General features: G+C 65.4%; 25 protein-coding genes and 1 pseudogene. 14 read left to right on the plus strand and 12 right to left on the minus strand.

Annotated features, from left to right (window positions below; translation table 11 throughout):
* Window positions 1-63 precede the first annotated feature (63 nt).
* Window positions 64-2,151 (plus strand): carbon starvation CstA family protein, encoded by a 2,088-nt coding sequence (locus tag AB3X99_RS07800; RefSeq protein ID WP_368616579.1) that lies wholly within the window; start codon window positions 64-66, stop codon window positions 2,149-2,151.
* Window positions 2,152-2,177: 26 nt separating this feature from the next.
* Window positions 2,178-2,384 carry a YbdD/YjiX family protein gene (locus AB3X99_RS07805; RefSeq protein WP_069261565.1) on the plus strand — a complete coding sequence of 69 codons (207 nt, stop codon included), beginning with the start codon at window positions 2,178-2,180 and terminating at the stop codon, window positions 2,382-2,384.
* Here the strand turns inward: AB3X99_RS07805 and AB3X99_RS07810 are convergent.
* Window positions 2,354-2,674, minus strand: a complete 321-nt coding sequence (locus AB3X99_RS07810) for a hypothetical protein (protein ID WP_368616580.1) — start codon at window positions 2,672-2,674, stop codon at window positions 2,354-2,356. The genes AB3X99_RS07805 and AB3X99_RS07810 overlap by 31 nt on opposite strands.
* Here AB3X99_RS07810 and AB3X99_RS07815 point away from each other — a divergent pair.
* Entirely contained in the window at window positions 2,673-4,646 is a 1,974-nt protein-coding gene (locus AB3X99_RS07815) for an SMP-30/gluconolactonase/LRE family protein (RefSeq protein WP_368616581.1), read from the plus strand. The two genes, AB3X99_RS07810 and AB3X99_RS07815, sit on opposite strands and share 2 nt — an antisense overlap.
* 76 nt (window positions 4,647-4,722) lie before the next feature.
* Here AB3X99_RS07815 and hpnH read toward each other — a convergent pair whose 3' ends face one another.
* Together hpnH and ispH are read right to left on the minus strand one after the other, a co-directional pair.
* Window positions 4,723-5,874 carry an adenosyl-hopene transferase HpnH gene (gene hpnH, locus AB3X99_RS07820; protein ID WP_028202781.1) on the minus strand — a complete coding sequence of 384 codons (1,152 nt, stop codon included), beginning with the start codon at window positions 5,872-5,874 and terminating at the stop codon, window positions 4,723-4,725.
* Between the two features lie 12 nt (window positions 5,875-5,886).
* Window positions 5,887-6,831, minus strand: coding sequence for a 4-hydroxy-3-methylbut-2-enyl diphosphate reductase (gene ispH, locus AB3X99_RS07825; RefSeq protein WP_028202780.1), 945 nt, complete (start codon window positions 6,829-6,831; stop codon window positions 5,887-5,889).
* A gap of 409 nt (window positions 6,832-7,240) precedes the next feature.
* Here ispH and hpnC point away from each other — a divergent pair, with 409 nt between their 5' ends.
* Both hpnC and AB3X99_RS07835 read left to right on the plus strand, forming a co-directional pair.
* Window positions 7,241-8,110, plus strand: a complete 870-nt coding sequence (gene hpnC, locus AB3X99_RS07830; RefSeq protein ID WP_368616582.1) for a squalene synthase HpnC — start codon at window positions 7,241-7,243, stop codon at window positions 8,108-8,110.
* Entirely contained in the window at window positions 8,107-9,285 is a 1,179-nt protein-coding gene (locus tag AB3X99_RS07835; RefSeq protein ID WP_069261568.1) for a glycosyltransferase, read from the plus strand. The genes hpnC and AB3X99_RS07835 overlap by 4 nt, the downstream gene beginning before the upstream one ends.
* Before the next feature lie 73 nt (window positions 9,286-9,358).
* Here the strand turns inward: AB3X99_RS07835 and AB3X99_RS07840 are convergent, their stop codons facing one another.
* Together AB3X99_RS07840 and hpnA are read right to left on the minus strand one after the other, a co-directional pair.
* Window positions 9,359-9,991: a hypothetical protein gene (locus AB3X99_RS07840; protein ID WP_342946829.1), complete on the minus strand. Its 633-nt coding sequence runs from the start codon at window positions 9,989-9,991 to the stop codon at window positions 9,359-9,361.
* Window positions 9,992-10,100: 109 nt separating this feature from the next.
* Entirely contained in the window at window positions 10,101-11,123 is a 1,023-nt protein-coding gene (gene hpnA / locus AB3X99_RS07845; protein ID WP_368606033.1) for a hopanoid-associated sugar epimerase, read from the minus strand.
* A 128-nt stretch (window positions 11,124-11,251) separates the two neighbouring features.
* Here hpnA and AB3X99_RS07850 point away from each other — a divergent pair, with 128 nt between their 5' ends.
* The gene (locus AB3X99_RS07850) at window positions 11,252-11,548 is read left to right on the plus strand and encodes an acylphosphatase (RefSeq protein WP_069261571.1); all 297 of its coding nucleotides are present in this window, start codon (window positions 11,252-11,254) and stop codon (window positions 11,546-11,548) included.
* 67 nt (window positions 11,549-11,615) lie between these two features.
* Here AB3X99_RS07850 and egtD read toward each other — a convergent pair whose 3' ends face one another.
* A complete protein-coding gene (gene egtD / locus AB3X99_RS07855; protein WP_368616583.1) occupies window positions 11,616-12,620 on the minus strand; it encodes an L-histidine N(alpha)-methyltransferase in 1,005 nt (334 codons plus the stop codon).
* 479 nt (window positions 12,621-13,099) lie between these two features.
* Between egtD and rarD the strand changes: the two genes are divergently transcribed.
* Window positions 13,100-13,993 (plus strand): EamA family transporter RarD, encoded by an 894-nt coding sequence (gene rarD, locus AB3X99_RS07860; protein ID WP_368616584.1) that lies wholly within the window; start codon window positions 13,100-13,102, stop codon window positions 13,991-13,993.
* Between the two features lie 18 nt (window positions 13,994-14,011).
* Here the strand turns inward: rarD and AB3X99_RS07865 are convergent, their stop codons facing one another.
* Complete coding sequence (locus AB3X99_RS07865; protein WP_368616585.1) at window positions 14,012-14,551, minus strand: DUF962 domain-containing protein; 540 nt, start codon at window positions 14,549-14,551, stop codon at window positions 14,012-14,014.
* A 115-nt stretch (window positions 14,552-14,666) separates the two neighbouring features.
* Here AB3X99_RS07865 and AB3X99_RS07870 point away from each other — a divergent pair, with 115 nt between their 5' ends.
* The 3 genes from AB3X99_RS07870 to AB3X99_RS07880 all read left to right on the plus strand — a co-directional run bounded on the left by AB3X99_RS07870 (window position 14,667) and on the right by AB3X99_RS07880 (window position 17,536).
* Complete coding sequence (locus AB3X99_RS07870; protein WP_368616586.1) at window positions 14,667-15,395, plus strand: Crp/Fnr family transcriptional regulator; 729 nt, start codon at window positions 14,667-14,669, stop codon at window positions 15,393-15,395.
* A 176-nt stretch (window positions 15,396-15,571) separates the two neighbouring features.
* Window positions 15,572-16,213 (plus strand): HAD-IB family hydrolase, encoded by a 642-nt coding sequence (locus tag AB3X99_RS07875; RefSeq protein ID WP_368616587.1) that lies wholly within the window; start codon window positions 15,572-15,574, stop codon window positions 16,211-16,213.
* Between the two features lie 81 nt (window positions 16,214-16,294).
* A complete protein-coding gene (locus tag AB3X99_RS07880; RefSeq protein ID WP_368616588.1) occupies window positions 16,295-17,536 on the plus strand; it encodes a dienelactone hydrolase family protein in 1,242 nt (413 codons plus the stop codon).
* Window positions 17,537-17,559: 23 nt separating this feature from the next.
* On the opposite strand, the gene AB3X99_RS07885 is transcribed toward AB3X99_RS07880, so the two are convergent.
* From AB3X99_RS07885 to AB3X99_RS07895, 3 genes and pseudogenes are all read right to left on the minus strand, one after another.
* The gene (locus AB3X99_RS07885) at window positions 17,560-17,820 is read right to left on the minus strand and encodes a hypothetical protein (protein ID WP_069261578.1); all 261 of its coding nucleotides are present in this window, start codon (window positions 17,818-17,820) and stop codon (window positions 17,560-17,562) included.
* Window positions 17,821-17,855: 35 nt separating this feature from the next.
* Window positions 17,856-18,644 (minus strand): annotated as a pseudogene (locus AB3X99_RS07890) (DNA/RNA non-specific endonuclease).
* A 243-nt stretch (window positions 18,645-18,887) separates the two neighbouring features.
* The gene (locus AB3X99_RS07895) at window positions 18,888-19,247 is read right to left on the minus strand and encodes a DUF3564 domain-containing protein (protein WP_042268533.1); all 360 of its coding nucleotides are present in this window, start codon (window positions 19,245-19,247) and stop codon (window positions 18,888-18,890) included.
* 306 nt (window positions 19,248-19,553) lie between these two features.
* On the opposite strand from AB3X99_RS07895, the gene AB3X99_RS07900 reads away from it, so the two are divergent.
* The 3 genes from AB3X99_RS07900 to AB3X99_RS07910 all read left to right on the plus strand — a co-directional run bounded on the left by AB3X99_RS07900 (window position 19,554) and on the right by AB3X99_RS07910 (window position 22,079).
* Window positions 19,554-19,976: a rubrerythrin family protein gene (locus AB3X99_RS07900; protein ID WP_069261580.1), complete on the plus strand. Its 423-nt coding sequence runs from the start codon at window positions 19,554-19,556 to the stop codon at window positions 19,974-19,976.
* Window positions 19,977-20,120: 144 nt separating this feature from the next.
* Entirely contained in the window at window positions 20,121-21,458 is a 1,338-nt protein-coding gene (locus AB3X99_RS07905) for a heterodisulfide reductase-related iron-sulfur binding cluster (protein ID WP_368616589.1), read from the plus strand.
* A 39-nt stretch (window positions 21,459-21,497) separates the two neighbouring features.
* Window positions 21,498-22,079 (plus strand): DUF3501 family protein, encoded by a 582-nt coding sequence (locus tag AB3X99_RS07910; protein ID WP_368616590.1) that lies wholly within the window; start codon window positions 21,498-21,500, stop codon window positions 22,077-22,079.
* 18 nt (window positions 22,080-22,097) lie between these two features.
* Here AB3X99_RS07910 and AB3X99_RS07915 read toward each other — a convergent pair whose 3' ends face one another.
* Entirely contained in the window at window positions 22,098-22,562 is a 465-nt protein-coding gene (locus AB3X99_RS07915) for an N-acetyltransferase family protein (protein ID WP_368606040.1), read from the minus strand.
* Window positions 22,563-22,670: 108 nt separating this feature from the next.
* On the opposite strand from AB3X99_RS07915, the gene AB3X99_RS07920 reads away from it, so the two are divergent.
* Window positions 22,671-24,203 carry a PLP-dependent aminotransferase family protein gene (locus AB3X99_RS07920; RefSeq protein WP_368616591.1) on the plus strand — a complete coding sequence of 511 codons (1,533 nt, stop codon included), beginning with the start codon at window positions 22,671-22,673 and terminating at the stop codon, window positions 24,201-24,203.
* Here the strand turns inward: AB3X99_RS07920 and AB3X99_RS07925 are convergent.
* Entirely contained in the window at window positions 24,151-25,125 is a 975-nt protein-coding gene (locus AB3X99_RS07925) for an aldo/keto reductase (protein ID WP_368616592.1), read from the minus strand. The two genes, AB3X99_RS07920 and AB3X99_RS07925, sit on opposite strands and share 53 nt — an antisense overlap.
* Window positions 25,126-25,214 lie beyond the last annotated feature (89 nt).

Raw genomic sequence — 25,214 nt, forward strand, 5'->3', positions numbered from 1 at the left:
ACGGCGCGCAAGGGTCCGGTTCCGATGCCGGACACAAAGCTAAAAACATAACGGAGACACCGCATGAGTCGGACATCCAGTTTTGTCGTCTGGACGCTGGTCGCGCTGCTTGGCGCGTTCGCGTTCGGTACCATCGCGCTCGCGCACGGCGAGCGAATCAGCGCACTGTGGATCGTGATCTGCGCCGTGTGCGTCTATCTGATCGCGTATCGCTTCTATAGCCGCTTCATCGCCACGCAGGTCCTGCAGCTCGACGGCCTGCGCATGACGCCGGCCGTGCGCCACAACGACGGGCTCGACTACGTGCCCACCAACAAGTTCGTACTGTTCGGCCATCACTTCGCGGCGATCGCGGGCGCGGGTCCGCTCGTGGGCCCGGTGCTGGCCGCGCAGATGGGCTACATGCCCGGCATGCTGTGGATTCTCGCGGGCGTGGTGTTCGCGGGCGCCGTGCAGGACTTCGTGGTGCTGTTCCTCTCCACGCGCCGCGACGGCCGCTCGCTCGGCGACCTCGTGAAGATGGAACTCGGTCCGGTGCCCGGTGTGATCGCGCTGTTCGGCACCTTCCTCATCATGATCATCATTCTCGCGGTGCTCGCGCTGATCGTGGTGAAGGCGCTCACGAACTCGCCGTGGGGCACGTTCACGGTGGCCGCGACGATTCCCATCGCGATCTTCATGGGCCTGTACGTGCGTTACATCCGTCCGGGCAAGATCGGCGAGATCTCGATCATCGGTTTCGTCCTGCTGATGGCTTCCATCGCCTTCGGCCAGCACGTGCACGATTCGCCCACGCTCGCCGCCTGGTTCACGTTCACGGGCACGCAGCTCACCTGGATCCTGATCGGCTATGGCTTCGTCGCTTCGGTGCTGCCGGTGTGGCTCCTGCTCGCGCCGCGCGACTACCTTTCGACGTTCCTCAAGATCGGCACGATTCTCGCGCTTGCGATCGGCATTCTGAACGTCGCGCCGGAACTGAAGATGCCGGCCTTCACGAAGTTCATCGACGGCACGGGCCCGGTCTGGTCGGGCAACCTGTTCCCGTTCCTCTTCATCACGATCGCGTGCGGCTCGGTGTCGGGCTTCCATGCGCTGATCTCGTCGGGCACGACGCCCAAGCTGCTCGATAACGAAACCAACGCGCGCTTCATCGGTTACGGTGCGATGCTGATGGAATCGTTCGTCGCCATCATGGCGCTCGTGGCCGCTTCGGTGATCGAGCCGGGTGTGTACTTCGCGATGAACGCGCCGCTCGCCGTGCTCGGCACGACGCCGGACGCGGTCGCGCAAACCGTGGGCCACTGGGGCTTCATGCTCACGCCGGACATGCTCACGCAAACCGCACACGCCGTGGGCGAGACCACGATCGTGGCGCGGGCAGGCGGCGCGCCGACGCTGGCTGTGGGCATGGCGCAGATCCTGCACCAGGTGATTGGCGGCGAGGCGATGATGGCGTTCTGGTATCACTTCGCCATCCTCTTCGAGGCGCTCTTCATCCTGACCGCCGTCGACGCGGGCACGCGCGCGGGCCGCTTCATGCTGCAAGACCTGCTCGGCACGTTCCACCCGTCGCTCAAGCGCACGGAGTCGCTGCCGGCCAACCTGATCGCGACCGCGCTGTGCGTGGCTGCGTGGGGCTACTTCCTCTACCAGGGCGTGGTCGATCCGCTCGGCGGCATCAATACGCTGTGGCCGCTCTTCGGCATCTCGAACCAGATGCTCGCCGGTATCGCGCTCATGCTCGCCACCGTCGTGCTCTTCAAGATGAAGCGCGAGAAGTTCGCATGGGTCACGGCACTGCCCACGGTGTGGCTCCTCATCTGCACGCTCACGGCGGGCTGGCAAAAGATTTTCGACAGCAACCCGAAGGTGAGCTTCGTCGCGCACGCACAGAAGCTGTCGGCGGCAATCGCGGATGGCAAGATCGTCGCGCCCGCCAAGTCGCTCGAGCAGATGCAGCGCATGGTCTTCAACGACTACGTCGATGCCGCGCTTTCGGGCCTGTTCATCTTCGTCGTGGTGAGCATCGTCGTGTATGGCCTGATCGCGATTGCGCGTGCGCGCCGCATCGACCGTCCGACCGTGCAGGAAACGCCGTATCAGGCGATGCCGGCTGGCGGCGCGGCGGCCGTGACGAATCGCGTGCATTGAATCGACGTTACTGAACGGAGCACATCATGTTCTCGGGACTTCGCGACAACGTACAGACCGCCGGGCGCTATCTCGGCCAGGCCATGCGTTTGATGGTCGGTTTGCCGGACTACGAGGGCTACGTCGCGCATGCGCGCGAGACGCATCCCGAGCGCCCGGTCATGACCTACGAGGAGTTTTTCCGCGAGCGGCAAAATGCCCGCTATGGGTCGGGCGCGGGGAAGTGCTGCTGACTCCCGACTGAGCGGATACGTTCGGCAAGAAGCGCGACGGCGAAGGCCGTCGCGCTTTTTTTACGCCTGTAATCTTCGCGGCTCGGCGCGCGCTCAAAAAAACACTCAATTCCCGCAGTGTGGCTGCCGTTAACTCTGACGAAGTTCCACACCAATTCGACGCATGACGCCGCGCGCGGCGGCGCGCACGGATTCGAATCGTCGGGAATCGGCCTGCGGGCTTGCCCCGTGGGCAACACGGCATTTTCAACAATCGCACCGTAAGGTGTGCGAATCAAAGAATCTTTCATGATCTTGCATCGAATCGGCGCAGCCTGGCTGGCGGCCGCTCTCACCGCAACGGTTACGCCCGTTTGCGAAGCGCAATCCTCCACCGACTGGATTGCGAACACCTACGGCGCCAACGCGACGCACGTGGGCAATGTGGCCCGCTCGATGTGGGTCGCGCCCGAAGGCGTCATCTATACCTCGTCGATGTGGGATGAAAACGAAGGCGGCGTGGCGATCTACCAGAACGGCCAGAGTCTCGGCTCGATCGGCGGGCATGGCGACTTCCAGGGCGGCGCGATCACGGGCAACACGACTTCGCTGTTCGTCGCGATGCAGTACAACGCCACGTATGGCAGCGGCAACGTCGGGCGCTACAACCGCACGAGCGGCGCACGCGACCTGCTGATCCCCGTGAGCGCCGATACGACCGAAAAGCTCGCCGATGTCATCACCGGACTCGCGACCTCGGGCTCGCTGCTCTACGTGAGCGATTTCCCCGGCAACCGCGTGCGCGTGTACACCACGGACGGCGTCTGGCAACGCGATATCAGCGTGGCGTGCCCGGGCGCGCTGACGCTCGACGCGGGCGGCAACCTCTGGGTCGCCCAGAAGAGCGCGGGTGCGGTGCTCGAATTCAGTGCCGGCGGTCAGCTGCTGAATACCATCCAGCTGGCGTCCACGGCGCGGCCGTCGTCGCTGTATTTCGATTCGCAGAGCTCACAGTTGATGATCGCCGACTCGGGTCCCGACATGAACATCAAGACCTTCAGCGTAGCGGGCACGCCGTCTCAAACCGGCACCTTCGGCGTGCTGGGCGGCTATCTCGACACGACCACGGGCGTCAAGGGCCAGGTGGGCGACAAGCGCTTCACGCGCGTGGTCGGCATCGGCAAGGATTCCGCGGGCATGCTGTACGTGCTGAACAATCCGTGGGGCGGCTCGTGGGACCTCGGTCGCAACGGCGGCACCGATCTGCAGGCTTACGACGGCACCGGCACGCTGCGCTGGAAGCTCCAGTCGCTCAACTTCGAAGGCAATGCGGCGCCGGATCCGGCCACCGATGGCGTGCTGTTCTACGGCGGCATGAATATCTATTCGGGCACGGCCGGCGGCACCTTTGTGGCCAACACGATCGACCCGATCACGTATCCGTCCGATCCGCGCATCAATCTCGCCGACGCCGGTCGCGGCGACCATTTCGCGCAGGTGGCGAGCGTGAGCGGCAAGCGCATTCTCGTGGCGGCCGGCCAGAACCCCGATACGTTCTACTTCTTCCACTTCAATGCGGCGAGCGGCTATATCGCCATTCCGGATTACACGCTGCCGGGGGCGGCGTTCAGTACGACGGCCCCGGTGCGCAACGGCTTTTGTCTCGACAGCAAGGGCGACCTGTGGGTCGGCCTCGACAAGACCAACGTCATTTCCCACTACCCGCTGACCGGCTTCGACTCGACCGGCAAGCCGACCTGGGGCGCCGCGATCACCACGCCGATTCCTGCCACGATCTCGCGGCTCACCCGCATCGTCTACCTGCCCGAAAGCGACACGATGATCCTCACGGGAGAAGACGCGAGCGTGACCGACTGGACGGCGGTCGGCACGCGCGTCGAGGTGTATCACGGCTGGCTCGCCGGCAATACGAGCGCGCCGAATCCGGTGATCACGCTCACGAGCGCGAATCCCAAATCGATTGCGGCCGCCGGAAACTATCTGTTCGTGGGCTACGTGCACACCGTGCCGAACATCGATGCGTTCAACCTCGCCACGGGCGCGATCGACACGACGCTCATCAACAGCAACCCGAACGCGGTGTACGTGGGCAACGACGTGGATTCGATGTACGGCCTGCGCGCGTATCTGCGCTCGACGGGCGAGTATGTCGTGACGAAGGATAATTACAACGCTTCGAGCGCGGTGGTGTACCGGTGGACGCCGGCGGCGGCGAGCACGACTACTGCGAATGCAACGGCGTCGCCGTTCAGCGCGAAGTGATAAAAAAGACAAAGGGCGCAACGGCTAAAACCGTTGCGCCCTTTTTGCGTTTCATCCGCCCGTGGCGGAAACCGCTTTAGCTAGCTGCGACCGTAACCGGCTTCTTGGTCTTGGCCGAGTTCTTGATCTCTTCGAGCTTGATCTCGACGTGACGCGAGAACACGTATTCAGCAGGACGTGCGCCTTCGAGCGGGATGTCCTTCGCAAACGCGCCCGTCGTGCGCGGGCCCGAGAGGGCGATGCGCGCGGCCTTCAGCGGATGTGCGACCGTGTCCATCACGGCGGTGGCCTCGAAGCCGCAGTGGACCATGCAGTCCGCGCACTTCTCGTACTTGCCCGTGCCGTACTTGTCCCAGTCGGTCGTTTCCATCAACTCCTTGAAGGTCTTCACGTAACCTTCGCCGACCAGATAGCACGGCTTTTGCCAGCCGAACACCGTACGCGCCGGGTTGCCCCACGGCGTGCACTGGTAGCTCTGGTTGCCGGCCAGGAAGTCGAGGAACAGGCTCGACTGGCTGAACGACCACTTCTTGCCGTTGTTGCCGCGCTTGAAGATTTCGCGGAACAGGTTCTTGGTCTTGTCGCGGTTCAGGAAGTGCTGCTGGTCCGGCGCGCGCTCATACGCATAGCCCGGCGACACCGTGATGCCGTCCACGCCGATCTCGCCGACCGTGTCGAAGAACTTCGCCACGCGCTCGGGCACGGCGTCGTTGAACAGCGTGCAGTTGATGTTCACGCGGAAGCCGCGGCGCTTGGCTTCCTTGATGGCCGCGACGGCCTTGTCGTACACGCCTTCCTGCGAGACCGAGTGATCGTGCGCTTCGCGGTCGCCGTCGAGGTGCACCGACCAGACGAAGTACGGGTTCGGCTGGTAGTCGTCCATCTTCTTTTCCATGAGCAGCGCGTTCGTGCAGAGATACACGAACTTCTTGCGCGCCATGATGCCCTTCACGATCTGCGGCATTTCCTTGTGCAGCAGCGGTTCGCCGCCTGCGATGGAAACGACCGGCGCGCCGCACTCGTCGACGGCTTCGAGGCATTCCTCCAGCGACAGGCGCTGGTTCAGGATGGGATCCGGATAGTCGATCTTGCCGCAGCCATTGCAGGCGAGATTGCAGCGGAACAGCGGCTCGAGCATGAGCGCGAGCGGGTAGCGCTTGTTGCCGCTGAAATGCTGGCGGAAGATGTACGAGCCAACGCGGACTTTTTGTAGCAGCGGAATAGACAAAGCGTGTCCTCCTTAAACTTCGCGCGCGACGAGCGGTTGCAAGAGCTTCGACGGCAACTTGAATTCGACTTTTTCTTCACGGCCCGCCATCGTCGACACCTCGACAGGCCCCAACGCGCGCAGCGCGTCAATGACGTTCTCAACCATTTCTTCAGGCGCCGATGCGCCGGCCGTGATGCCGACCGTTTGCACATTGGCGAACCACTCGGCCTTCACTTCCGAACCGTCGGCGACGAGGTAGCTCGGCACCCCCGTTTCGCTGCCGATCTCGCGCAGACGATTCGAGTTCGAGCTGTTCGTCGCACCAACGACGAGCAGAACGTCCACCTGATCCGACAGTTCGCGCACCGCTGCCTGGCGGTTCTGCGTTGCGTAGCAGATGTCGCGCGTGTCCGGACCGACGATGTCGGAGAACCGCGCGAGCAGCGCGTCGATGATGCCGCGCGTGTCGTCCACCGAAAGGGTGGTTTGCGTCACGTACGCGAGCGGTGCATCGAGCGGCAGATCGAGCTTCGAAACATCGGCTTCGCTCTGCACGAGCAGCACGGTGCCGGGAATCTGGCCGATCGTACCTTCCACTTCCGGGTGACCGGCATGGCCGATCAGGATCAGCGTGCGGCCCGCCGCGACGTACTGGCGGCCCTGTACATGAACCTTGGTGACGAGCGGGCAGGTGGCGTCGAGCACGTCGAGGTCGCGTTCCTCGGCGGCGCGTTCCACGGTCTTGGCCACACCGTGGGCGCTGAAAATCGCCACGGCGCCTTCCGGCACTTCGTCGAGCTCTTCCACGAAACGCGCGCCCTTGTTTCGCAGGTTTTCGACCACGTGACGGTTGTGGACGATTTCATGGCGCACGTAGACCGGCGCGCCGTGTTTCTGCAGTGCGCGATCGACGATTTCGATAGCGCGGACAACCCCCGCGCAAAAGCCGCGGGGTTGGGCAAGGATCACTCGCATAGGGTGGCGAACTCCGACTGCCGCATAAGACGAGCAAGTCGGTAAAAATGACCTGATCGCCGGCGGCTGTCTATTATTAAAGATGCAAAAATCCGCCAAAGGAGTGACGGAGTCAAAACTAGACGCGCATTTTAACCCCTTCGCCTTTCGTTTGCTGTGTGCAGCGCGCGCAGTGCGGCGTGCACGCGACGCCGGACCCCGGTCAGCCACCCATTTTTCTCAAAAAGCCCGCCGCGTGGCGCTCCCACGGCCTGTGCAAGGCGCTTCGTGCACGCGATGCAGGAGGGGCTGTAGAAACGGCCGCTGCCTCGTTGCGCGGTGCAACATACCCCGGGAACGCTTAAAATATCGCGGTCCCGCGGGGCGCCTGGATGGCGCGTCGGGATACGACCCCATTCTGGACGCCTTGATGGAACCCGACCACTACGACGATTTTCCGGTAGCGCGCGTATTGCTGCCGAAGGCGCTGCGGGCGCCTGTCGGCGTGATCTACCACGTCGCGCGCACGCTCGACGACATCGCGGACGAAGGCGACTGGAGCCCCGAGCAACGCCACACGCGTCTCGCCGATTTTCGCGAAGGCCTGAACGCGGTGGCCGAAGGCCGCCCGGCGCGCGTGCACCCCATGCTGTTCGCGAAGCTCGCGGACGTGGTGCGCGAGTGCCGCCTGCCGCTCGCGCCGTTTTACGACCTCGTCGCGGCGTTCGATCAGGATATCGACACGACGCGCTATGCCGATCGCTTCGAGCTGCTGGATTATTGCCGGCGCTCGGCGAACCCGGTCGGCCATCTGATGCTGCATCTGATTCACGCGGCGACGCCCGAGAATCTGGCCGATTCCGACGCGATCTGCACCGCCTTGCAGCTCGTCACCTTCTTGCAGGACGTGAGCGCCGACTGGGCGCGCGGCCGCATTTACCTGCCGCTCGCTGACCGCGAACGCTTTGGCGTGACCGAAGCGCAGATCGCCGCGGGCAAGGTGGACGACGCCTGGCGCGCGCTGATGGCGCACGAGGTGGCGCGCGCGCGGGCGCTGATGGTGAGCGGCGCGCCGCTCGCGCTGCGCGTGCCGGGGCGCTTCGGCCTCGAGCTGTGCAGCGTCGTGCATGGCGGACTGCGCGTGCTCGAAATCATCGAGCGCGGCGGCTACGATGTGTTCCGCGCGCGGCCTGCGCTGCGCGCACCCGACTGGGCCGTGGTGCTCCTGCGCACGGCGGCTATGTGGCTGTCGCGCCGCGTGGGCGTGCGCGCCCCTTCGATCGAGAGTAACAACGTATGACTACGACCATTCTCTTTGCCGTCTCCTGTCTCTCGCTGCTCATCTGGCTCGTGCTGCTGTTCGGGCGCGGCGGATTCTGGCGCGCGCGCCCGGCCGCGCCGCTGCCGATCGTCGAGCCCGCGGCCGGCTGGCCTGCCGCGTGTGCCGTCGTGCCGGCGCGCAACGAGGCCGACGCGATCGGCGAGGCCGTGACCTCGCTGCTCCAGCAGGACTACGGCGGCGAGTTTCACGTGATCGTGATCGACGACCACAGCACCGACGGCACCGCGGAAGCCGCGCGCGCCGCCGCGCTCGCGCTGCAGTGCCCGGAAAAGCTCAGCGTGATAACGGCCAAGCCGCTGCCGGCGGGCTGGTCGGGCAAGGTGTGGGCGCAGTCGCAGGGCATCGAGGCGGTGCGCACGCTCAAGCTGCCCGCCGACTACCTGCTCCTAACCGACGCCGACATCGGCCATCCGCCCGAAGCGCTCGCGCAGCTCGTCGTGCGCGCGCAGGCCGAAGGCCGCGACCTCGTCTCGCTGATGGTGCGGCTGCGCTGCGACTCCTTCTGGGAAAAGGCGCTGATCCCGGCGTTCGTGTTCTTCTTCGCGAAGCTCTATCCGTTCTCGTGGGTCAACAACCCGAAGAACCGCACGGCGGCCGCGGCCGGCGGCTGCATGCTGGTGCGCCGCCAGGCGCTCGAAGAGGCGGGCGGCATCGAATCGATCCGCGCCGAGCTGATCGACGACTGCAGCCTCGCCGCGCGCATCAAGCATCGGGGCGAAGGGCATCACCCGATCCGGCTCGACGTTGCCGCGAAGAGCGTATCGCTGCGCCCGTACGATTCGTGGAAGGACATCTGGAACATGATCGCGCGCACGGCGTTCACACAGTTGCACTATTCGGCGTGGCAGCTCGCGGGCACGCTGCTCGGCATGACGATCATCTATCTCGCGCCGCCCGTGGTCGCGCTCGTGCTCGGGCCGCACGGCTGGCCCGCGTGGATCGCCTGGGCGCTGATGTGCTGCGCCTACTCGCCCATGCTTGCCTACTACCGGCGTTCGCCGCTGTGGGCGCCGTTCCTGCCGCTCGTCGCGCTGTTCTACGTGGGCGCGACGTTCGCTTCGGCGTGGCGCTTCTGGCGCGGCAAGGGCGGTCAGTGGAAGGCGCGCGTGCAGGCGCCGGCGCAGGGGCGATAAAGCGCTTCGTGCGAGAAGCTGCCAATGAAAAAAGTCGTCGGTTTCGACGGCTTTTTTTCGATCCCCGCGCGCGTTAGCGCTGCGTGAGCATCATGTACATCTGCACGACGATGTCGGGCGAGAACGTGAACGGCACCCAGCCGTGGCCCGTGTGGCGCAGCACCAGCAGGCGGTCGCCGTTGGACTGTTTCTGCACGGCCATCATCGGATTCTTCGTCGACGCGAAACGCCAGCCTTGCGGAATGCCGGGCGGCGGTTCGGGCTGCATCGAGGCGCGTGCGTTCGACAGCTCCTCGATCATCTGGCCGACTTGCAGCGCGTTGAGCGTCACCGTCTGGCCGCCGATCGTCAGTGTGATCTCGTTTTGCGACGGGCGCGCCACGTGCAGTTCGGGCTGCGCAGGCGCGGCGCGGGCCGTTTCGGCAGCGGGTTCGATGGCTTCGGCAGTGTCGGTCACGGTTGCATTGGCGGCTTCAACGGGTTCTGCGGTGGCGGCCGCACCGGCAGCCTCCGCGGCCGTGTCGACGGCAACGGCGTGCGGCTGCTCAGCGACGGCTTGCTCCGCTTCGCTGCTTGCAACGGGAGTGTCCTGCTGGGGAACTGCGGCGGCGCGTTCATCGGCGCGCGGTGCGTGCGCGGCGGCGGCGGCCTGAAGGAGCTGATCGACGCCCGCTTCGAGCACGCCAATCTGGTCTTGAAGATTCATGCGAGCTTCTCAGGTAAGACCCGCGATTCTACCCGCAGCTTGCGCGCATTGCCCTTCAGGCGTTGTACGCATGTCGCAAGAAAAGTTGTAACAGTTTCCTCAGCTTGCCTCATCTGGCGTTCAGATAGCCGGCCTCGCGGAACCATGCGAGCGCATCTTTCAAGCCCTCGCGATACGGCCGCGCGCGATAACCCAGTTCGCGCTCCGCTTTCGCCGACGTGAAATACATCTTGTTCTTCGACATCTTGAGCGCATCGACAGTTACGAATGGCTCGCGCTTCGTGAAGCGCGCCACGGCTTCCGCGCCCATCGCAAGCGGATAGAGCGGCCAGCGCGGCAGCGCGATCGTGGGCGGCTTGCGGCCGACCATGCCGGCGATGTCGGTGAGCATCTGCTGCAGCGGCAAATTCTCGCCGCCGAGGATGTAGCGCTCGCCGATGCGTCCGCGCTCCAGCGCGAGGAAGTGGCCGTTCGCCACGTCGTCCACGTGCGCAAGGTTCAGGCCGGTGTCGACGAACGCGGGGATCTTGCCGGTGGCCGCTTCGACGATGATGCGGCCCGTGGGCGTGGGCTTCACGTCGCGCGGACCGATCGGCGTCGATGGATTGACGATCACCGCGGGCAGCCCGTCGCGCTCGATCATGCGTTCCACGGCGCGCTCGGACAGCACCTTGCTGCGCTTGTATACGCCAATGGCCTGCTCGGGCGTGAGCGGCGAGGTTTCGTCGGCTGAGTTGCCCGAACTCGTGACCTTGAGCGTGGCGACGCTGCTCGTGTAGACGATGCGCTCCACGCCCGCGTCGAGTGCCGCGCGCATGGTGGCTTCGGCGCCTTCGAGGTTGGCGCGCTCGATCTCGTGCGGATCGGGCGCCCACAGGCGGTAGTCGGCGGCCACGTGGAAGAGATAGCGCACGCCGTCGAGCGCACGGCGCATCGAGGCGGCGTCGCGCATGTCGCCGGTGACGACTTCGGCGTCGAGTGCTTCGAGGTTCTTGCGCGGGCTCGTCGCGCGCACCAGCAGGCGTACCGCGTAGCCCTTTTCCTGCGCGATGCGGGCGACGGCCGAGCCGACGAAGCCGGACGCGCCGGTGATCAGCACGAGATCGCGGTTGGCTCGGGAGGTGTCGGTCATTGCAGGGTCGTTTCCATGTTCGGTATTGGCGCGGCGGCGTGGCACGGATTGTACGTGGCGCGGGCCCGGCGCGTGCGCGCGTTGGCGTCTACAATGCCGACCGTAAAGCCTGCATGGAGAAAGGAACAATGAGCGAACCGGATCTGGATACGCGCCTCGAAACGTACTACGTGCGCGTGCACGGGACGGTGCAGGGCGTGGGTTTTCGTCACGCGACGGTGCGCCAGGCGCACGCGCTGCGCATTCGCGGCTACGTCGCGAACATGGAGGACGGCTCGGTCGAAGCCGTGATCCAGGGCACGGCGAACCAGGTGGACCGCATGCTCTCGTGGCTGCGCCACGGGCCGCCGGCCGCGCGCGTCAGTTCGGTGGAAAGCGAGGAACGCCTGACCGAAAAACGTTACGAGCGCTTCGAGCAGCATTGAGCGTCGCCCGATAAAAAAGCGGTGCGCCAGGCACATTGGCGCACCGCTTTTTCGTTTCGGACGCCGCTTACTTCACGGCTAGCAGGCTCTCTGCGAATCCCCAATCCTTTTCGACCCACTGACGCGTGCATTCGAAGCCCGCGTCGGCGGCGATCGCCGGGATTTCGTCGGCGTGATACTTGTGGCTGCTCTCGGTCCAGATCGTCTCGCCTGCGCCGATGTCGACGGTGAGATGCGCCGAGCGCACTTCGGCATGCACGTCGCGCTTCGCGCGCAGATGCATCTCGATGCTGCGCACGTCCGGATTGAAGCGCGCGACATGCTCGAAGTCGTGCAGGTCGAAGTCGGCGTCCAGTTCGCGGTTGATGCGCGACAGCAGATTCAGGTTGAATGCGGCCGTGGCGCCGATGGCGTCGTCGTAGGCGGCGATCAGCGTATCCACGGGCTTCACGAGGTCGGTGCCGAGCAGCAGCGTGTCGCCGGGGCGCAGCATCGCGCGGATGTCACGCAGGAAACGCGTGGCCGCGAGGCGCGCGAAGTTGCCGATCGTGCTGCCGAGAAAGAGCACGAGCAGTTGCTCGCCCTCTTTGCGCTGGCGGCTCACTTCGGACAGTCCGGCGAGATAATCGCGCTCGTAGCCGACGATCGAAATGCGCTCGATGTCGGCGAGTTCGCGCCGGCATAGTTGCAGCGCGGTACGCGAAATCTCGATCGGGCAGTACGACGTGGGGCGCTTGCGGCACAGCGCTTCGAGAATGCGGCGCGTCTTGCGACCGCTGCCGCTGCCGAGTTCGGCGACTTTCACGTCGGAGGGCAGCGCTTCGACGATCTCGGACGCGTAGCGCGTGAGCAGGCGCTCCTCGCTGCGCGTGACGCCGTATTCGGGCAGGACGGTGATGACCTCGAAGAGGGCCGAGCCGACCTCGTCATACAAATATTTCGACGGCAGTTCCTTTTGGGGCGAGCGCATCAAACCGGCGCGCACTTCGGCGGCGAATGCGCTGGCGGCGGGCGAAAGGGCGAATGCACCGGCGGGGTCGGCAACGGCGGGGCGGGGCGCAGAAGATGGCATGCGGGCTCCAGGGGGCGTTGGACGTTGGGGACGGCGTCGTGAATCACGGCGGCGGGGGCTGGCGTGGCGCTCCGGGATAAGCCGGGCTGCGGCTCCAGCGGCCCCGGTGAAATCTCGCTCGTCGAAGCGAATTCCAGCCGCGAGTTCCAGCCGCGGTTTGCAGCCGGTTAAGGCGACGGCGGGCTGGCGTGGCGAGACTTACGTTCTAGTCCATCGTGGCGTGATCTGCCGGACAAAATTGCTCGCCCTGCACCAGGGCGCAAAGCGCGCACGGCGTGTGCCCGCCTTGTCCGGCGCGGGTTTGCGCCGCCTGCCGCCGCCCAAACGCGACTAGAATGCGGTCTCGCCGACGCCAACGCGCGCCCAAGCCTTATTCAATAGCCAATTCAAATGACAACGTTCTTACCCGCGCGTGCGAAAACTACGCACCGCGCCGTTCGCGATCCCGCTGTTAGCGCTTTCTGTCACCGCGTGTCCCGATGAACCAGTACGAACCCGGGCGCGGCATTGCGCTTTCCGTGGGCGCTTCGGCGCTGTTCGCGCTGATGTCGGCCTATACGCTCCTGCTCGCGCCGCTCGGCGGCCTCGACATTTTCGCGTGGCGCGTGATCTGGACCGCGCCCGGTGCGCTGGCCCTGCTGGTGCTGCGCAAGCGCGCGCCGCAATTGCGCGCGCTCGTCGCGCGCATGGTGAAGGAGCCGCGCACCGCGCTCGCCCTGGTGGCGAGCGCCGCGCTGCTGGGCTCGCAGCTATGGGTGTTTCTGTGGGCGCCGCTGCACGGGCGCATGCTGGAAGTGTCGCTCGGCTATTTCCTGCTGCCGCTCATCATGGTGCTGGTGGGACGTTTTTACTATCACGAGCGCCTCGAGCCGCTGCAATGGCTCGCCGTGGCGTGTGCCGCCGTGGGCGTGGCGCACGAGCTGTGGGCGACGCACGCGTTCTCGTGGCCCACGCTGCTCGTCGCGTTCGGCTATCCGCCGTATTTCGTGCTGCGCCGCAAGATCCACGCGGATTCACTCGTCACCTTCGCCGTAGAGATGCTGCTGCTCGTGCCGGTGGCGGTGATCGAAGTGCGTGCGGGCGGCTCGCTCGCGCTGCTCGACGCGCACAAGTTCCTCGCTTTCGTGCTGCTGCCGGGGCTCGGCGTGCTCAGCACCGTTGCGCTCGCGTCGTACCTGAAGGCGAGCCGGCTGCTGCCGATGGCGCTCTTCGGCATCCTGGGCTATGTCGAGCCGGTGCTGCTTGTGATCGTTTCGGTCACGCTGCTGGGGGAGCACCTGGGCATGCGCGAACTCGGAACTTACGTGCCGATCTGGCTCGCCGTCGCGCTCACGGCCGTGCACGCGGCGCGGCTCATCCGGTTCGAGCGCTGAGGACCTTGCAACGGCCGCTTACTGCCGCGCTTCCTGAGCGCGCGGCGGATTGATCCGCGTGGGTCCTACCTTCGCCTCGATCGCCGCGCGCAGCTCAGGGCGCCAGCCGATGCTGAACAGCGCTTCGGCGAGCACGAAGAGCGGGCCGATCATGAGGCCGATGAGATCGTCGACGAAGGCCGGCTTGCGATGCTCCCACGCGATGTGACCGACGAACTGGAAGATCCAGCCGACCACGAACAGCCCCACGCCGCCGCCCAGCCACGCGGCGGTGCCTTGCTGCGCGAGCCAGGCGCCGAAGGCCACGCACGCGACGGAAACGACCGCCATCATGAGGCCGAGCGGCACGTCCAGTACGAGGTAGTAGATCGTCGCGGCGCCGAACAGGAGCCACGCCGGCGAGACCGGAACCGGCATCCCGAATGCGATCACCGGGCGCGACAGCAGCACCGCAAGCGCGAGCACGATGAGCGGAATGCCGACGAAATGGGTGCCGATGTTGCGCACGTCGCGGTGATAGGCCGCGTACTGGGTGAGCTGCCCGGTCAGGTTTCTCATGGGTGTCTCTCTGTCTCCAAAATCATTATGATCGTCGGGCTGACGAGCGCAAACCTTCGGCTAGCCGACAATTGCGCTGCTTTGTGACTCGCCTCGCCCCGCTTGCCCTGTCCCGATGCCCTCACGTTCCGTCCCGCCCGTCATCGCCAGTTCGCCGTCCGCCGCCGCGCTCGAGCGCAGCGCATGGTTTCGCGGCGCGCCCGCACCGTTGCGCGACGCGCTGCGCGTGGCGGGGCGCGTGCGCACGCTGCAGGCGGGCGAGCGTCTTTTCATGCGCGGCGACGCCGACGACGGTCTCTACTGCGTGCTGGAAGGCGTGGTGCGCGTGGGGGCGGCGAGCGTCGCGGGCCGCGAGGTGCTGCTCGCCGTGGTCGGGCCGGCGCACTGGTTCGGCGAGATCGCGCTTTTCGACGGCGGCGCACGTACGCACGACGCCTACGCCGAGCGCGACTCCACGCTCTTTCACGTGCCGCGCGCGGCGCTGGTGGCGCTGCTCGACGCAACGCCTGCGTACTGGCATGCGTTTGGTCTGCTGCTCGCGCAAAAGCTGCGACTCGCGTTCGACGCGATCGAGGAGACCGCGCTGCTGGGTGCTTCCGCGCGCGTGGCGCGCCGGTTGCTGCTGCTCTCGAACGAGTACGGCGAGGCGGCAGGCACGCAAGGCGGGCAGCGCGCGCGCCGTGTGATCAACGTGCCGCAGGAGGATCTCGCGCTGATGCTCGCACTCTCGCGGCAAACGGTGAACCAGATCCTGCGCCAGTTCGAGCGCGAAGGGTTGCTCGCATTGCGCTACGGCGAAATCGAGATCGTCGATGCCGCGGGTCTGGCGTCTAACGCGCAATGACGCTAATGCATCGGCATCGATGCGCGTCCATATCGATACATGTTGACGAATTGCGTCAACATCTCGGGCGCGCTTGGGCTGCGTTGCAGCTGCATCGCGTTTGCGCCGACAATGACGCCCGTTCGGCGCGCCCAGCCGCGTCGCCTTTCCCTTCCACGCCAGGCCCATACCGTTTCATGAACGACCGCGTCGTCGCCGCATTCGACTTTGATGGCACCATCACCACGTCCGACAGCTTTCGCGCGTTCATGCTCGACGCCGCCGGCCCCGCCCGCTTCGCCGCCGCCGCGCTGCGCTGCCTGCCCTCGCTCATCGGCGTCCCGCTAGGCTGGTCGCCGCGCGGGCCGACCAAGGCGCGCTTCCTGTACGCCGCGATGGGAGCCGTGCGGCGCGAGGTGCTCGAAGCCGCCGCGCAGCGCTTCGTCGAGCGCCGTCTCCCCGCGCTGCTGCGCCGCGAGATGCTCGCGCGCGTGGCCGAGCACCAGGCGCTCGGCCATGAGGTCGTGCTCGTGAGCGCGTCGCCGTCGATCTATCTGCGCATGTGGGCCAGGACGGTCGGCATCGGCACCGTGCTTTCGAGCGAACTCGAATGGCGCGATGGCATATACACGGGCCATCTGGCGGGCAACAACTGCTGGGGGCCGGAGAAGGTCGCGCGGCTGCGCGCGTGGTGGGGGACGAACGCGCCCGCCACGCTCTACGCTTATGGCGACAGCCGCGGCGACAAGGAAATGGCCGAGCTGGCGCAGTACGCGTGGATACGCGGCGAGTCGGCGCTGCCGCCGCTCGCGGCGACGGGCGGCTTCGGCGCGGCGTGAATGGTGCGACGCGCTGCAGCGGCGCGCGATCGACGCTAATCTACGGCAGCTAAACCAGACCGAAGAGAGGAGACAGCCCCGATGAACGGACAATGGACCCAGGTGAAGTCGCACGACGGCGGCGAATTCCGCGCCTACACGGCGCTGCCGCCCGAGGGCAGCGGCCCCGGCCTCGTGCTGCTGCAGGAGATCTTCGGCGTGAACGGCTACATGCGCGCGCTCGCCGACCGCTATGCGGAGGAAGGCTACGTCGTGATGGTGCCGGACCTGTTCTGGCGTCTGGAGCCGAACGTCGATCTTGGCTACGAAGGCGCCGACGCGCAGAAGGCGTTCTCGCTCTACGAGCGCTTCGACGTCGACCTCGCGATGCAGGACGTGGCGCAAACGCTCGCCGCGCTGCGCGCGCACCCGCAACATCGCGGCAAAGTCGGCGTGGTGGGTTTCTGCCTGGGCGGCAAGCTCGCGTACCTGAGCGCGACGCGCACCGATGTCGATTGCGCGATCGGCTATTACGCCGTGGGCCTCGAAAACGATCTGGACGAAGCCTCGCGCATCACGTGTCCGCTGATGCTGCACTTCGGCGCCGACGACGCGCACTGCGACGCCGCCACGCGCGAGCGCATAGCGCAGGCGCTGGCGGGCAAGCCTGGCGTCGAGCTGTATACGTACCCTGGCTGCGATCACGCGTTCGCTTCGTCTTCGCGCTCGACGTACGACAAGCCCGCCACGATGATGGCCTACTCGCGCACGCTCGCCATGCTGCGCCGGGTGCTCGGCCCGATCTACGACTTCAACGCGCTGTGGGAAGAGCACTGCTACCACGAGTTCGTCGCGCGCAACCCGAGCGACGTGATGCCGACCATGGTCGCGCAGCCCTACGTCAACCACATTCCGACGATGACGGGCGGCGTGGGCCGCGACGAACTCAAGCGCTTCTACACGCACCATTTCGTGCATTCGAACCCCGAGGACACGCGCCTGATCCCGATCTCGCGCACGATCGGCTCGGACCGCGTGGTGGACGAGTTCATCTTCTGCTGCACCCACGACCGCGAGATCGACTGGCTGCTGCCGGGCCTCGCGCCCACGGGCAAGTACTTCGAGGTGCCGATGCTCGCCGTGATCTGCTTTCGCGGCAACAAGCTCTATAACGAGCACATCTACTGGGATCAGGCGTCGGTGCTCGCGCAGATCGGCGCGATCGATCCCACCGGCCTGCCGATCGCGGGCGCACAGAGCGCGAAGAAGCTGCTCGACGAAACGCTGCCTTCGAACACGCTCACGGCGCGCGCCTGGAGCGAGAGCGAAGGCAAGCCGTTCTAAAGCGTGCGCTTCGCTGGGCCTGATCAGTTGAACGGATTGTCGACGACCCCGGGCTTCCGGTCCGGCTCGTCGGCGACCTTCGCGGGCAGGTGCGGATCGGCCTGCAGTGTCTTCACGACGTCGTCGAGCGCCGCCTTCAGCGCCAGCGCAGCGGCGAGCCCGCGCTTGTCGCGCGTGAGCTCCAGCGTGCCGGCGAGTGTCACGCGCGTCGTGCCGTTCGTGAGCGTGAGCGCGTCGCCTTGCACGTTGAGCACGTCGTTGTCGTTTGCATATGCGTCGAACACCTTGTGATCCTCCTTATGCGTAATGGGGGGCGCGCCTACCAGCCCCATTTGCTCACGGCAAAGCCGCGGCCATTGAACGAAACTTTTTCCTTCGCCGCGACATTCGCCGGAATTCCGGGGAATGAAATGCCGCTCTGCGCTTCGAGATCGCGCACCGAGCGCACGTCGTAACGATCGACAGCCGTATTGTCCGCGACGATCGCGAACGCGAGCTGCTGCGAAGGCACGTACACGACCTTGAAGATCTGCGTCGGCACGAGCACGCGCGTCGCGCCGATCGTCTGGAGCTGTGCGCCAGTGAACAGCGGACCGGTCACGACATAGGCTTCGCCATACTTCGACGCGAGCTTGCGCACGGCGCTTTCGATATGGGCCCAAAGGCGCTGGTTGTTGTCGCGATTCTGCGGAACGATATTGGCGAGTGAAAACGATTCCGCCATCGCCTGTGCATTCCAGCGGTTGCCTGCGGGGCTCATGTGGCCGCGGTCGAAGCCGCTGCGCTTGTAGTCGGCGAGCGTCGCGCCTTCGCCTTCGGGCAGGCGGTCGTCCTCGAAGAAGCGGTTCGTGCGCGTCATGTCCTTCGCGGCTTCGAGGTGGTCGCGCGTGAGATGCTCGGCGGACCACAACGGCCCGTGCGTGACGCCCGAATGCAGCACAGCAAAATCCGAATAGCAGAGCATGCGCGTTTTCGGCGCCATGCGCTGATTCGTGAGCGTTGGGAACTAGCCGTCGGGCACGAATTGCGAACAGGCCGGTGCGGCTATTGCATGACTCGCGGCGGCGAGCAGCAGGGAGGCAACAAGCGAGGCAAACAGCTTCTTCATCGAAAGGACAGGCTGGACTGGGGTAGGATCAAGCGGGCTGAAAGTATAGCGGGCGCATGACGCGCGTGGAGGCGGGAGAAAAAATGCAGGCGCAAAAAAACGCGCGCCCGCTCAAGGGCGGGCGCAAGCGAGAGGTGACGCACAAACAGCTGCAATGAGCGCGGCAGCGTTGCGTTGCTGCGCGAGGAGCGAGGCGGCAAATGATGCCGCCTGCATTCAATCGGTCAGATCATCAACAACGACTCAGCCTGCAAAAAGCGAATGCTCGGCGCGGACCATCTGGCGGTCCACAGCCTGGAGTCGCCATTGGCCCTCCATCGGCGAGTGCGAGGTTTCGCACGACCATGTCGCGTCGCCGTGTGCTGAACTGATTTCCTGGCGGCGGTTTACATGCAGGCCGCGTAACGTGCACAGCGGCTCGTTTTCGAGCGGTGCGCACAGCGACGTGACACCATTCACGTCGCGCAATTCACCCCATTCTGGGAGGTCGATCCCTTCGTGAGACTCGCGGGACCAGCGTTGCTGATCGGTATCGAGCCAGAGCACTGCATAGTCGTGATTGACGGTCGGATCGGAACCGTTGATCAAGATTGTAAGTCGCATGGCATCTCCGCAAAATTGATCGGGCGCGTCGGCAATTTCCAAGTCTAGGACGACTCCGCGCGCGCGCAAAGTGAAGAGTGCAGGACAGTTCGTCGCGCGCACGGCGCGTGCCTGAACCCGCCCCCTTTCCGCGCATTTCGGCTCGCGTAAACCCCGCTACGCTATCGCCGGGATTGAAATTCACAATTGGGAACGCAAACGCCACAACCTAGATTAATAGTGCGGCGAAGTCGCCCACGCATGCTGCATTGCACGAGGCGAATGGCGTCGCGTCCCCACATTTCAGGTCGAACGATGGAGGCACAGATGGCACAGCTAAAGGGCTCGAAGACGGAACAGAACCTCAAGGATGCATTTGCCGGCGAATCACAGGCCAACCGCCGTTATCTGTATTTCGCAGCCAAGGCCGACGTAGAAGGACAAAACGATGTCGCGGCGCTGTTTCGCTCGACCGCTGAAGGCGAAACCGGCCACGCGCACGGCCACCTCGAATATCTGGAAGCGGTAGGCGACCCGGCCACCGGGCTGCCGTTCGGCACCTCGCGTCTGAATCTGCAGGCGGCCATTGCGGGCGAAACGCACGAATACACCGACATGTACCCCGGCATGGCCAAGGTCGCGCGCGACGAAGGCTTCGACGAAATCGCGAACTGGTTCGAGACACTGGCCAAGGCGGAGCGCAGCCACGCCAACCGCTATACGAAGGCGCTGGACGTGCTGGCGGACTGAGGCGCATTGGGCATCGCCGCGTGCCTGACCGCACGCGCCCATGACGCGCGCGCTTTTGTTTCGCGTGCCGGGCAAGCACCGGCGCGCGTTCGCGCGCGCCCACCTAGCCGTGTATTGGGCTGATAAATAAAAGAAGGAGACGTCATGCCCCACAAGGAAGGCAGTCTCGAAGCGCCAACCCGCCATCCGCTCGACTGGCGCTCCGACGCTTTTTACGACCAGGGCCAGCTCGATACGGAACTCGCGCGCGTGTTCGATATCTGTGCGGGCTGCCGGCGCTGTGTGTCGCTATGCGGCGCGTTTCCCACGCTGTTCGATCTCGTCGATGAAACCGATAGCGGCGAAGCGCACGACGTCGACAAGGCGTCGTTCGACAAGGTCGTCGACCAGTGTTACCTGTGCGATCTCTGCTACATGACGAAGTGTCCCTACGTGCCGCCGCATCCGTGGAATGTGGACTTTCCGCATCTGATGCTGCGTGCCAAGGCCGTTCATTACCGCAAGGGCGAAGTGAAGCTGCGCGACCGCGTGCTCTCGAATACCGACGCGCTCGGCCAGATCGCCGGCATTCCCGTCGTGACGCAAACGGTCAACGCGATCAATCACACGAAAGCGATGCGCGGCGCGATGGAAGAGATGCTGGGCGTCGATCGCAAGGCGTGGCTGCCCGATTTCGCTACACACAAGTTTCGTAACGTTGCTAAACGCGCGGGCTCGAGCGACGTGCGCGACGGCGAGCGCACGCCGGGCAAGGTCGCCATTTACGCGACGTGTTACGTGAACTTCAACGAGCCCGGCATCGGCCACGATCTGCTCGCGGTGCTCGACCACAACGAGATTCCCTACGAGCTAGTGAAGAGCGAATGGTGCTGCGGCATGCCGCTGCTGGAGCAGGGCAATCTGGAGGGCGTGGCGCACAAGCAGGCGCAGAACATGCCGATGCTCGCGCGTTACGCGCGCGAAGGTTATGCGCTGATCGGCGCGGTGCCGAGTTGCGTCCTCATGTACAAGCATGAGCTGCCGCTGATGTTTCCCGACGATGCCAACACGAAAGCCGTGAGCGACGCGTTCTGGGACCCGTTCGAGTATCTCGTGGCGCGTCATCGCGACGGCCTGCTCAAGACCGATTTCCGTGCGCCGCTTGGCAACGTGTCGTATCACGTGCCGTGTCATGCGCGCGTGCAGAACATCGGCCGCAAGACGTTCGATCTGCTTTCGCTCGTGCCCGAAACAAAAGTGACCGTAGTCGAGCGCTGTTCGGGCCACGCGGGCACGTTCGGCGTGAAGAAGGAATTCCACGCCATGTCGATGAAGATCGGCACGCCCGTATTCAAGCAGATGGGGCAGGCCGAACCGAATTTCATCTCGTCCGATTGCCAGCTTGCGGGGCATCACATTGCGCAGGGCATCGAAGAGAACCAGCTAGGCGAGCCGCCGCTCGCTCACCCCATTACCTTGCTGCGCCGCGCCTACGGCATCTAGGCCCCGACGCCAACCCGCAACATTCACGAGGCACGACTCATGACGATCGCGAGAAATTCGCTGTTGACGCTGGAAGCCTACGCCAGGGTGCGGGGCGACATGCGCAAACGCATCATCGAGCACAAAAAGCAGCGCGTGGTATCGCTCGGCAATCACCTCACGTTCCTGTTCGAGGACGAGACGACGATCCGCTACCAGATTCAGGAGATGCTGCACATCGAAAAGATCTTCGACGAAGACGGCATTCAGGGCGAACTCGCAGCCTATCTGCCGCTCGTGCCCGACGGCGGCAACCTGAAGGCGACCATGCAGCTCGAATACGAGAGTGAAGTCGAGCGGCGCGCGGCGCTGGCGCGGCTGATCGGCATCGAAGACAAGGTGTTCGTCCAGGTGGATGGCGAGCCGCCCGTCTACGCGATTGCCGACGAGGACCTCGAACGCGAGAACGCCGAAAAGACTTCGGCGGTGCATTTCGTTCGCTTCGAACTCACGCCGCAGATGAAAACGCGCTTGCGCGAAGGCGCCGCGCTCACGATAGGCTGCGATCATCCGAATTACCGCGTGCCGACCCAGATCATCGACGGCGAGGTGCGTGCCTCGTTGCTCAAGGATCTCGCCTGAGGCGCTTCAGACGCCCCATCAAACGTCCTTGCGGTACATGACGAAGCCAGGCTTCACGGCCACGCCGTCGTAAAGCCGCATGGCCGTGTGATTCGTCTCGTGCGTGTGCCAGTACACGCGCGCCGAATTCGACGCCTTCGCGTGCGCATACACGGCCTCGATCAGCGCGCGGCCCACGCCCTGGCCGCGCGCGTCTTCCACGGTGAAGAGATCCTGCAAATAGCAGATCGGCCCTTCCAGAATCGTGTTGCGGTGATAGATGAAGTGCACGAGGCCGAGCACGCGTTCGCCGCGCACGGCGATGAACGCGTGCATGGGCTCGTAGCCGTCGAAGAAGCGCGACCAGGTCGTGCGCGTGATGTGCTCCGGCAGCGCGGTGGCGTCGAAGCGGCCGTAAAAGCGGTTGTAGCCGTCCCAGAGCGGCAGCCATGCAGCGAAATCGTCGGGTGCGACGGCGCGGACCACAAGCGTCGTGTCGGTCATGTGTTGTCTCCTTCTCCTTGTTCACAGGCTTTCCCGGACTCCCAAGCGTAAGCGACTTGTGGCACCATTGTTAGTCCCACCGAAACTAAAAACAATGGAGCCACGGGTTTGGACTACGCGTTGATGATGACGGCCTATGCGAAGCGCGCCGTGCGCAAGCTCACGCAGCAGGACCTGCTTTACGAGAGCCTGCGCCGCGCGATCCTCGACGGCGATATTGGCCGCGGCACGCGCCTCGCGTCGAGCCGCGCGCTCGCGGAGCAGCTAGGCATCGCGCGCAACTCGGTGCTCTATGCGTATGAGCGGCTCGTGGAAGAGGGCTTCGTCAGCGCGACGCGCCACGGTTCGGTCGTCAACGCGGTCAGCGCCGGTGCAGTCGCAACCCCGGCCCAGACCACGCAGCGCGAAGAACCCGTGCCTGCGCTTGCGCGCCGCGTGCGCGAACTGCCGCCGCGCCGCGCGGGCCGCGACGGTTCGAAGGCGCTGCGCCCAGGCGTGCCCGCGCTCGACGCGTTTCCTTACGCGCAATGGCGCACGGCGGTCGAACGCGCGCTGCGCGAGTTGCGCGCGCACGATCTCGGCTATGGCGACAGCGCGGGCATGCCCGCACTGCGTCAGGCAATCGCGCAATACGTACGCGTGTCGCGCGGCGTGCGCTGCCAGCCCGACCAGGTGTTCGTCACGGACGGCACGCAGTCGAGCCTCGACCTGTGCGCGCGTCTCTTCGCGGACGAGGGCGAACGCGCGTGGATCGAAAATCCGGGCTACCTCGGCGCGCGCGTGGCGTTCACGGCCGCGGGGCTGCAACTCCTGCCGATGAGTGTGGATGCGGCGGGCATGTCGACGCGCCCCGAGGACTGGCGCGAGAGGCCGCCGCGACTCGTCTATCTCACGCCGTCGCACCAGTATCCGCTGGGCTGCGTGCTGAGCCTCGAGCGGCGGCTCGCGCTGATCGAGCAGGCGCGCGCGTGCGGCGCGTGGATCGTCGAGGACGACTATGACAGCGAGCTGCGCCACGACGGGCCGCCGCTGCCGTCGATCCAGGGCCTCGCCGACGACGCGCCCGTAATCTATCTCGGCACCTTCAGCAAGACGCTGTTTCCGGCGCTGCGCATCGGCTTCATGATCGTGCCGCGGCGTGTGGCCGCGCAGTTCGCGCAGGCGCACCACACACTCGTGCGCCAGGGGCGCGTGGCGGAACAACTGGCGCTCGCGGAATTCATCGAAAGCGGGCGTTACGCGCGCCATTTGCGGCGCATGCGCAAGCTCTACGAGGAGCGCCGCGACGGTCTGGTCGCCGCCATCGACAAACATCTGGCCGGCGTGATGACGGTGTCGGCGGACGCGGGCGGCATGCATTTGAGCGTACGCCTCGACGCGCCGCTCGCCGACGCCGATGTGAGCGAAGCCGCGCGCGCACACGGCCTGCATCTTTCGCCGCTGAGCGCGTATTGCGTCGATGCCCCGGACGCCGCGCGCTACAACGGCTTCCTGCTCGGCTATGCGGAAACGCCGCCGGAGGTCGCCGACGCGCTCATGCAGACGCTCGCGCGCATCGTGCGCGAACGTCTGCCAGCGGCTCCATCGCTTATTGGTGGCCCGCAATCACATGCGGCAGATACGGCGCTTCGAGTGTCTTGATCTCTTCGTCCGAGAGCTTGAGCGAAAGCGCCGCCACAGCGTCTTCGATGTGCTGTGGCTTCGACGCGCCGATGATCGGCGACGTGAGGGCGGGCTTGTGCAGCAGCCACGCGAGCGCGACCTGCGCACGCGGGACGTCGTGAGCCCGCGCGATGGTGGCGACCGCATCGATGATAGCCTTGTCCGCATCGGCGCCATAGAGCGTCTTGCCGAACTTGTCGGTGGCCTCGCGCTCGCTCGTCTCGTTCCAGTCGCGCGTGAGGCGGCCGCGCGCGAGCGGGCTCCACGGCATCACGGCAATGCCCTGGTCGGCGCACAGCGGCAGCATTTCGCGCTCTTCCTCGCGGTACAGCAGGTTCACGTGGTCCTGCATGCTGATGAACTCGGTCCAGCCGTTCAGGCGCGAAGTGTAGAGCGCCTTGCTGAACTGCCACGCGTGCATGGACGAAGCGCCGATATAGCGCGCCTTGCCGGCCTTCACGACATCGTGCAGCGCTTCGAGCGTTTCTTCGATGGGCGTGTTGTAGTCCCAGCGATGGATCTGGTAGAGATCGACGTAATCGGTGCCGAGGCGCTTGAGGCTATGGTCGATTTCCGTGAGGATGGCCTTGCGCGACAGGCCCTGGCCGTTCGGGCCGGGCCGCATGCGGTTGTACACCTTCGTGGCGAGCACGATGTCGTCGCGCTTGACGAAGTCGCGCAGCGCGCGCCCGACGATCTCCTCCGAGGTGCCGTCCGAATAGGTGTTCGCGGTGTCGAAGAAGTTGATGCCGGCGTCGAGCGCCTGACGGATGAGCGGGCGGCTGGCGTCCTCGCCGAGCGTCCACGGGTGCGCGCCGCGTTCGGCCACGCCGTAGGTCATGCAACCGAGACAAAGACGCGAAACCTGCAGCCCTGTCGAGCCGAACCTGACGTAATCCATTGCTGGTGCTCCTTGCGAATTGGCGTTTCAAGCAGAGGAAGTGCGTGCGCCGCGCGAGCGCGGCGGACTTTCGCAAGGGTATAACAGGC

This window comes from Paraburkholderia sp. BR10882 (assembly GCF_040948855.1).
GTDB classification, from domain to species: Bacteria; Pseudomonadota; Gammaproteobacteria; order Burkholderiales; family Burkholderiaceae; genus Paraburkholderia; species Paraburkholderia nodosa_A.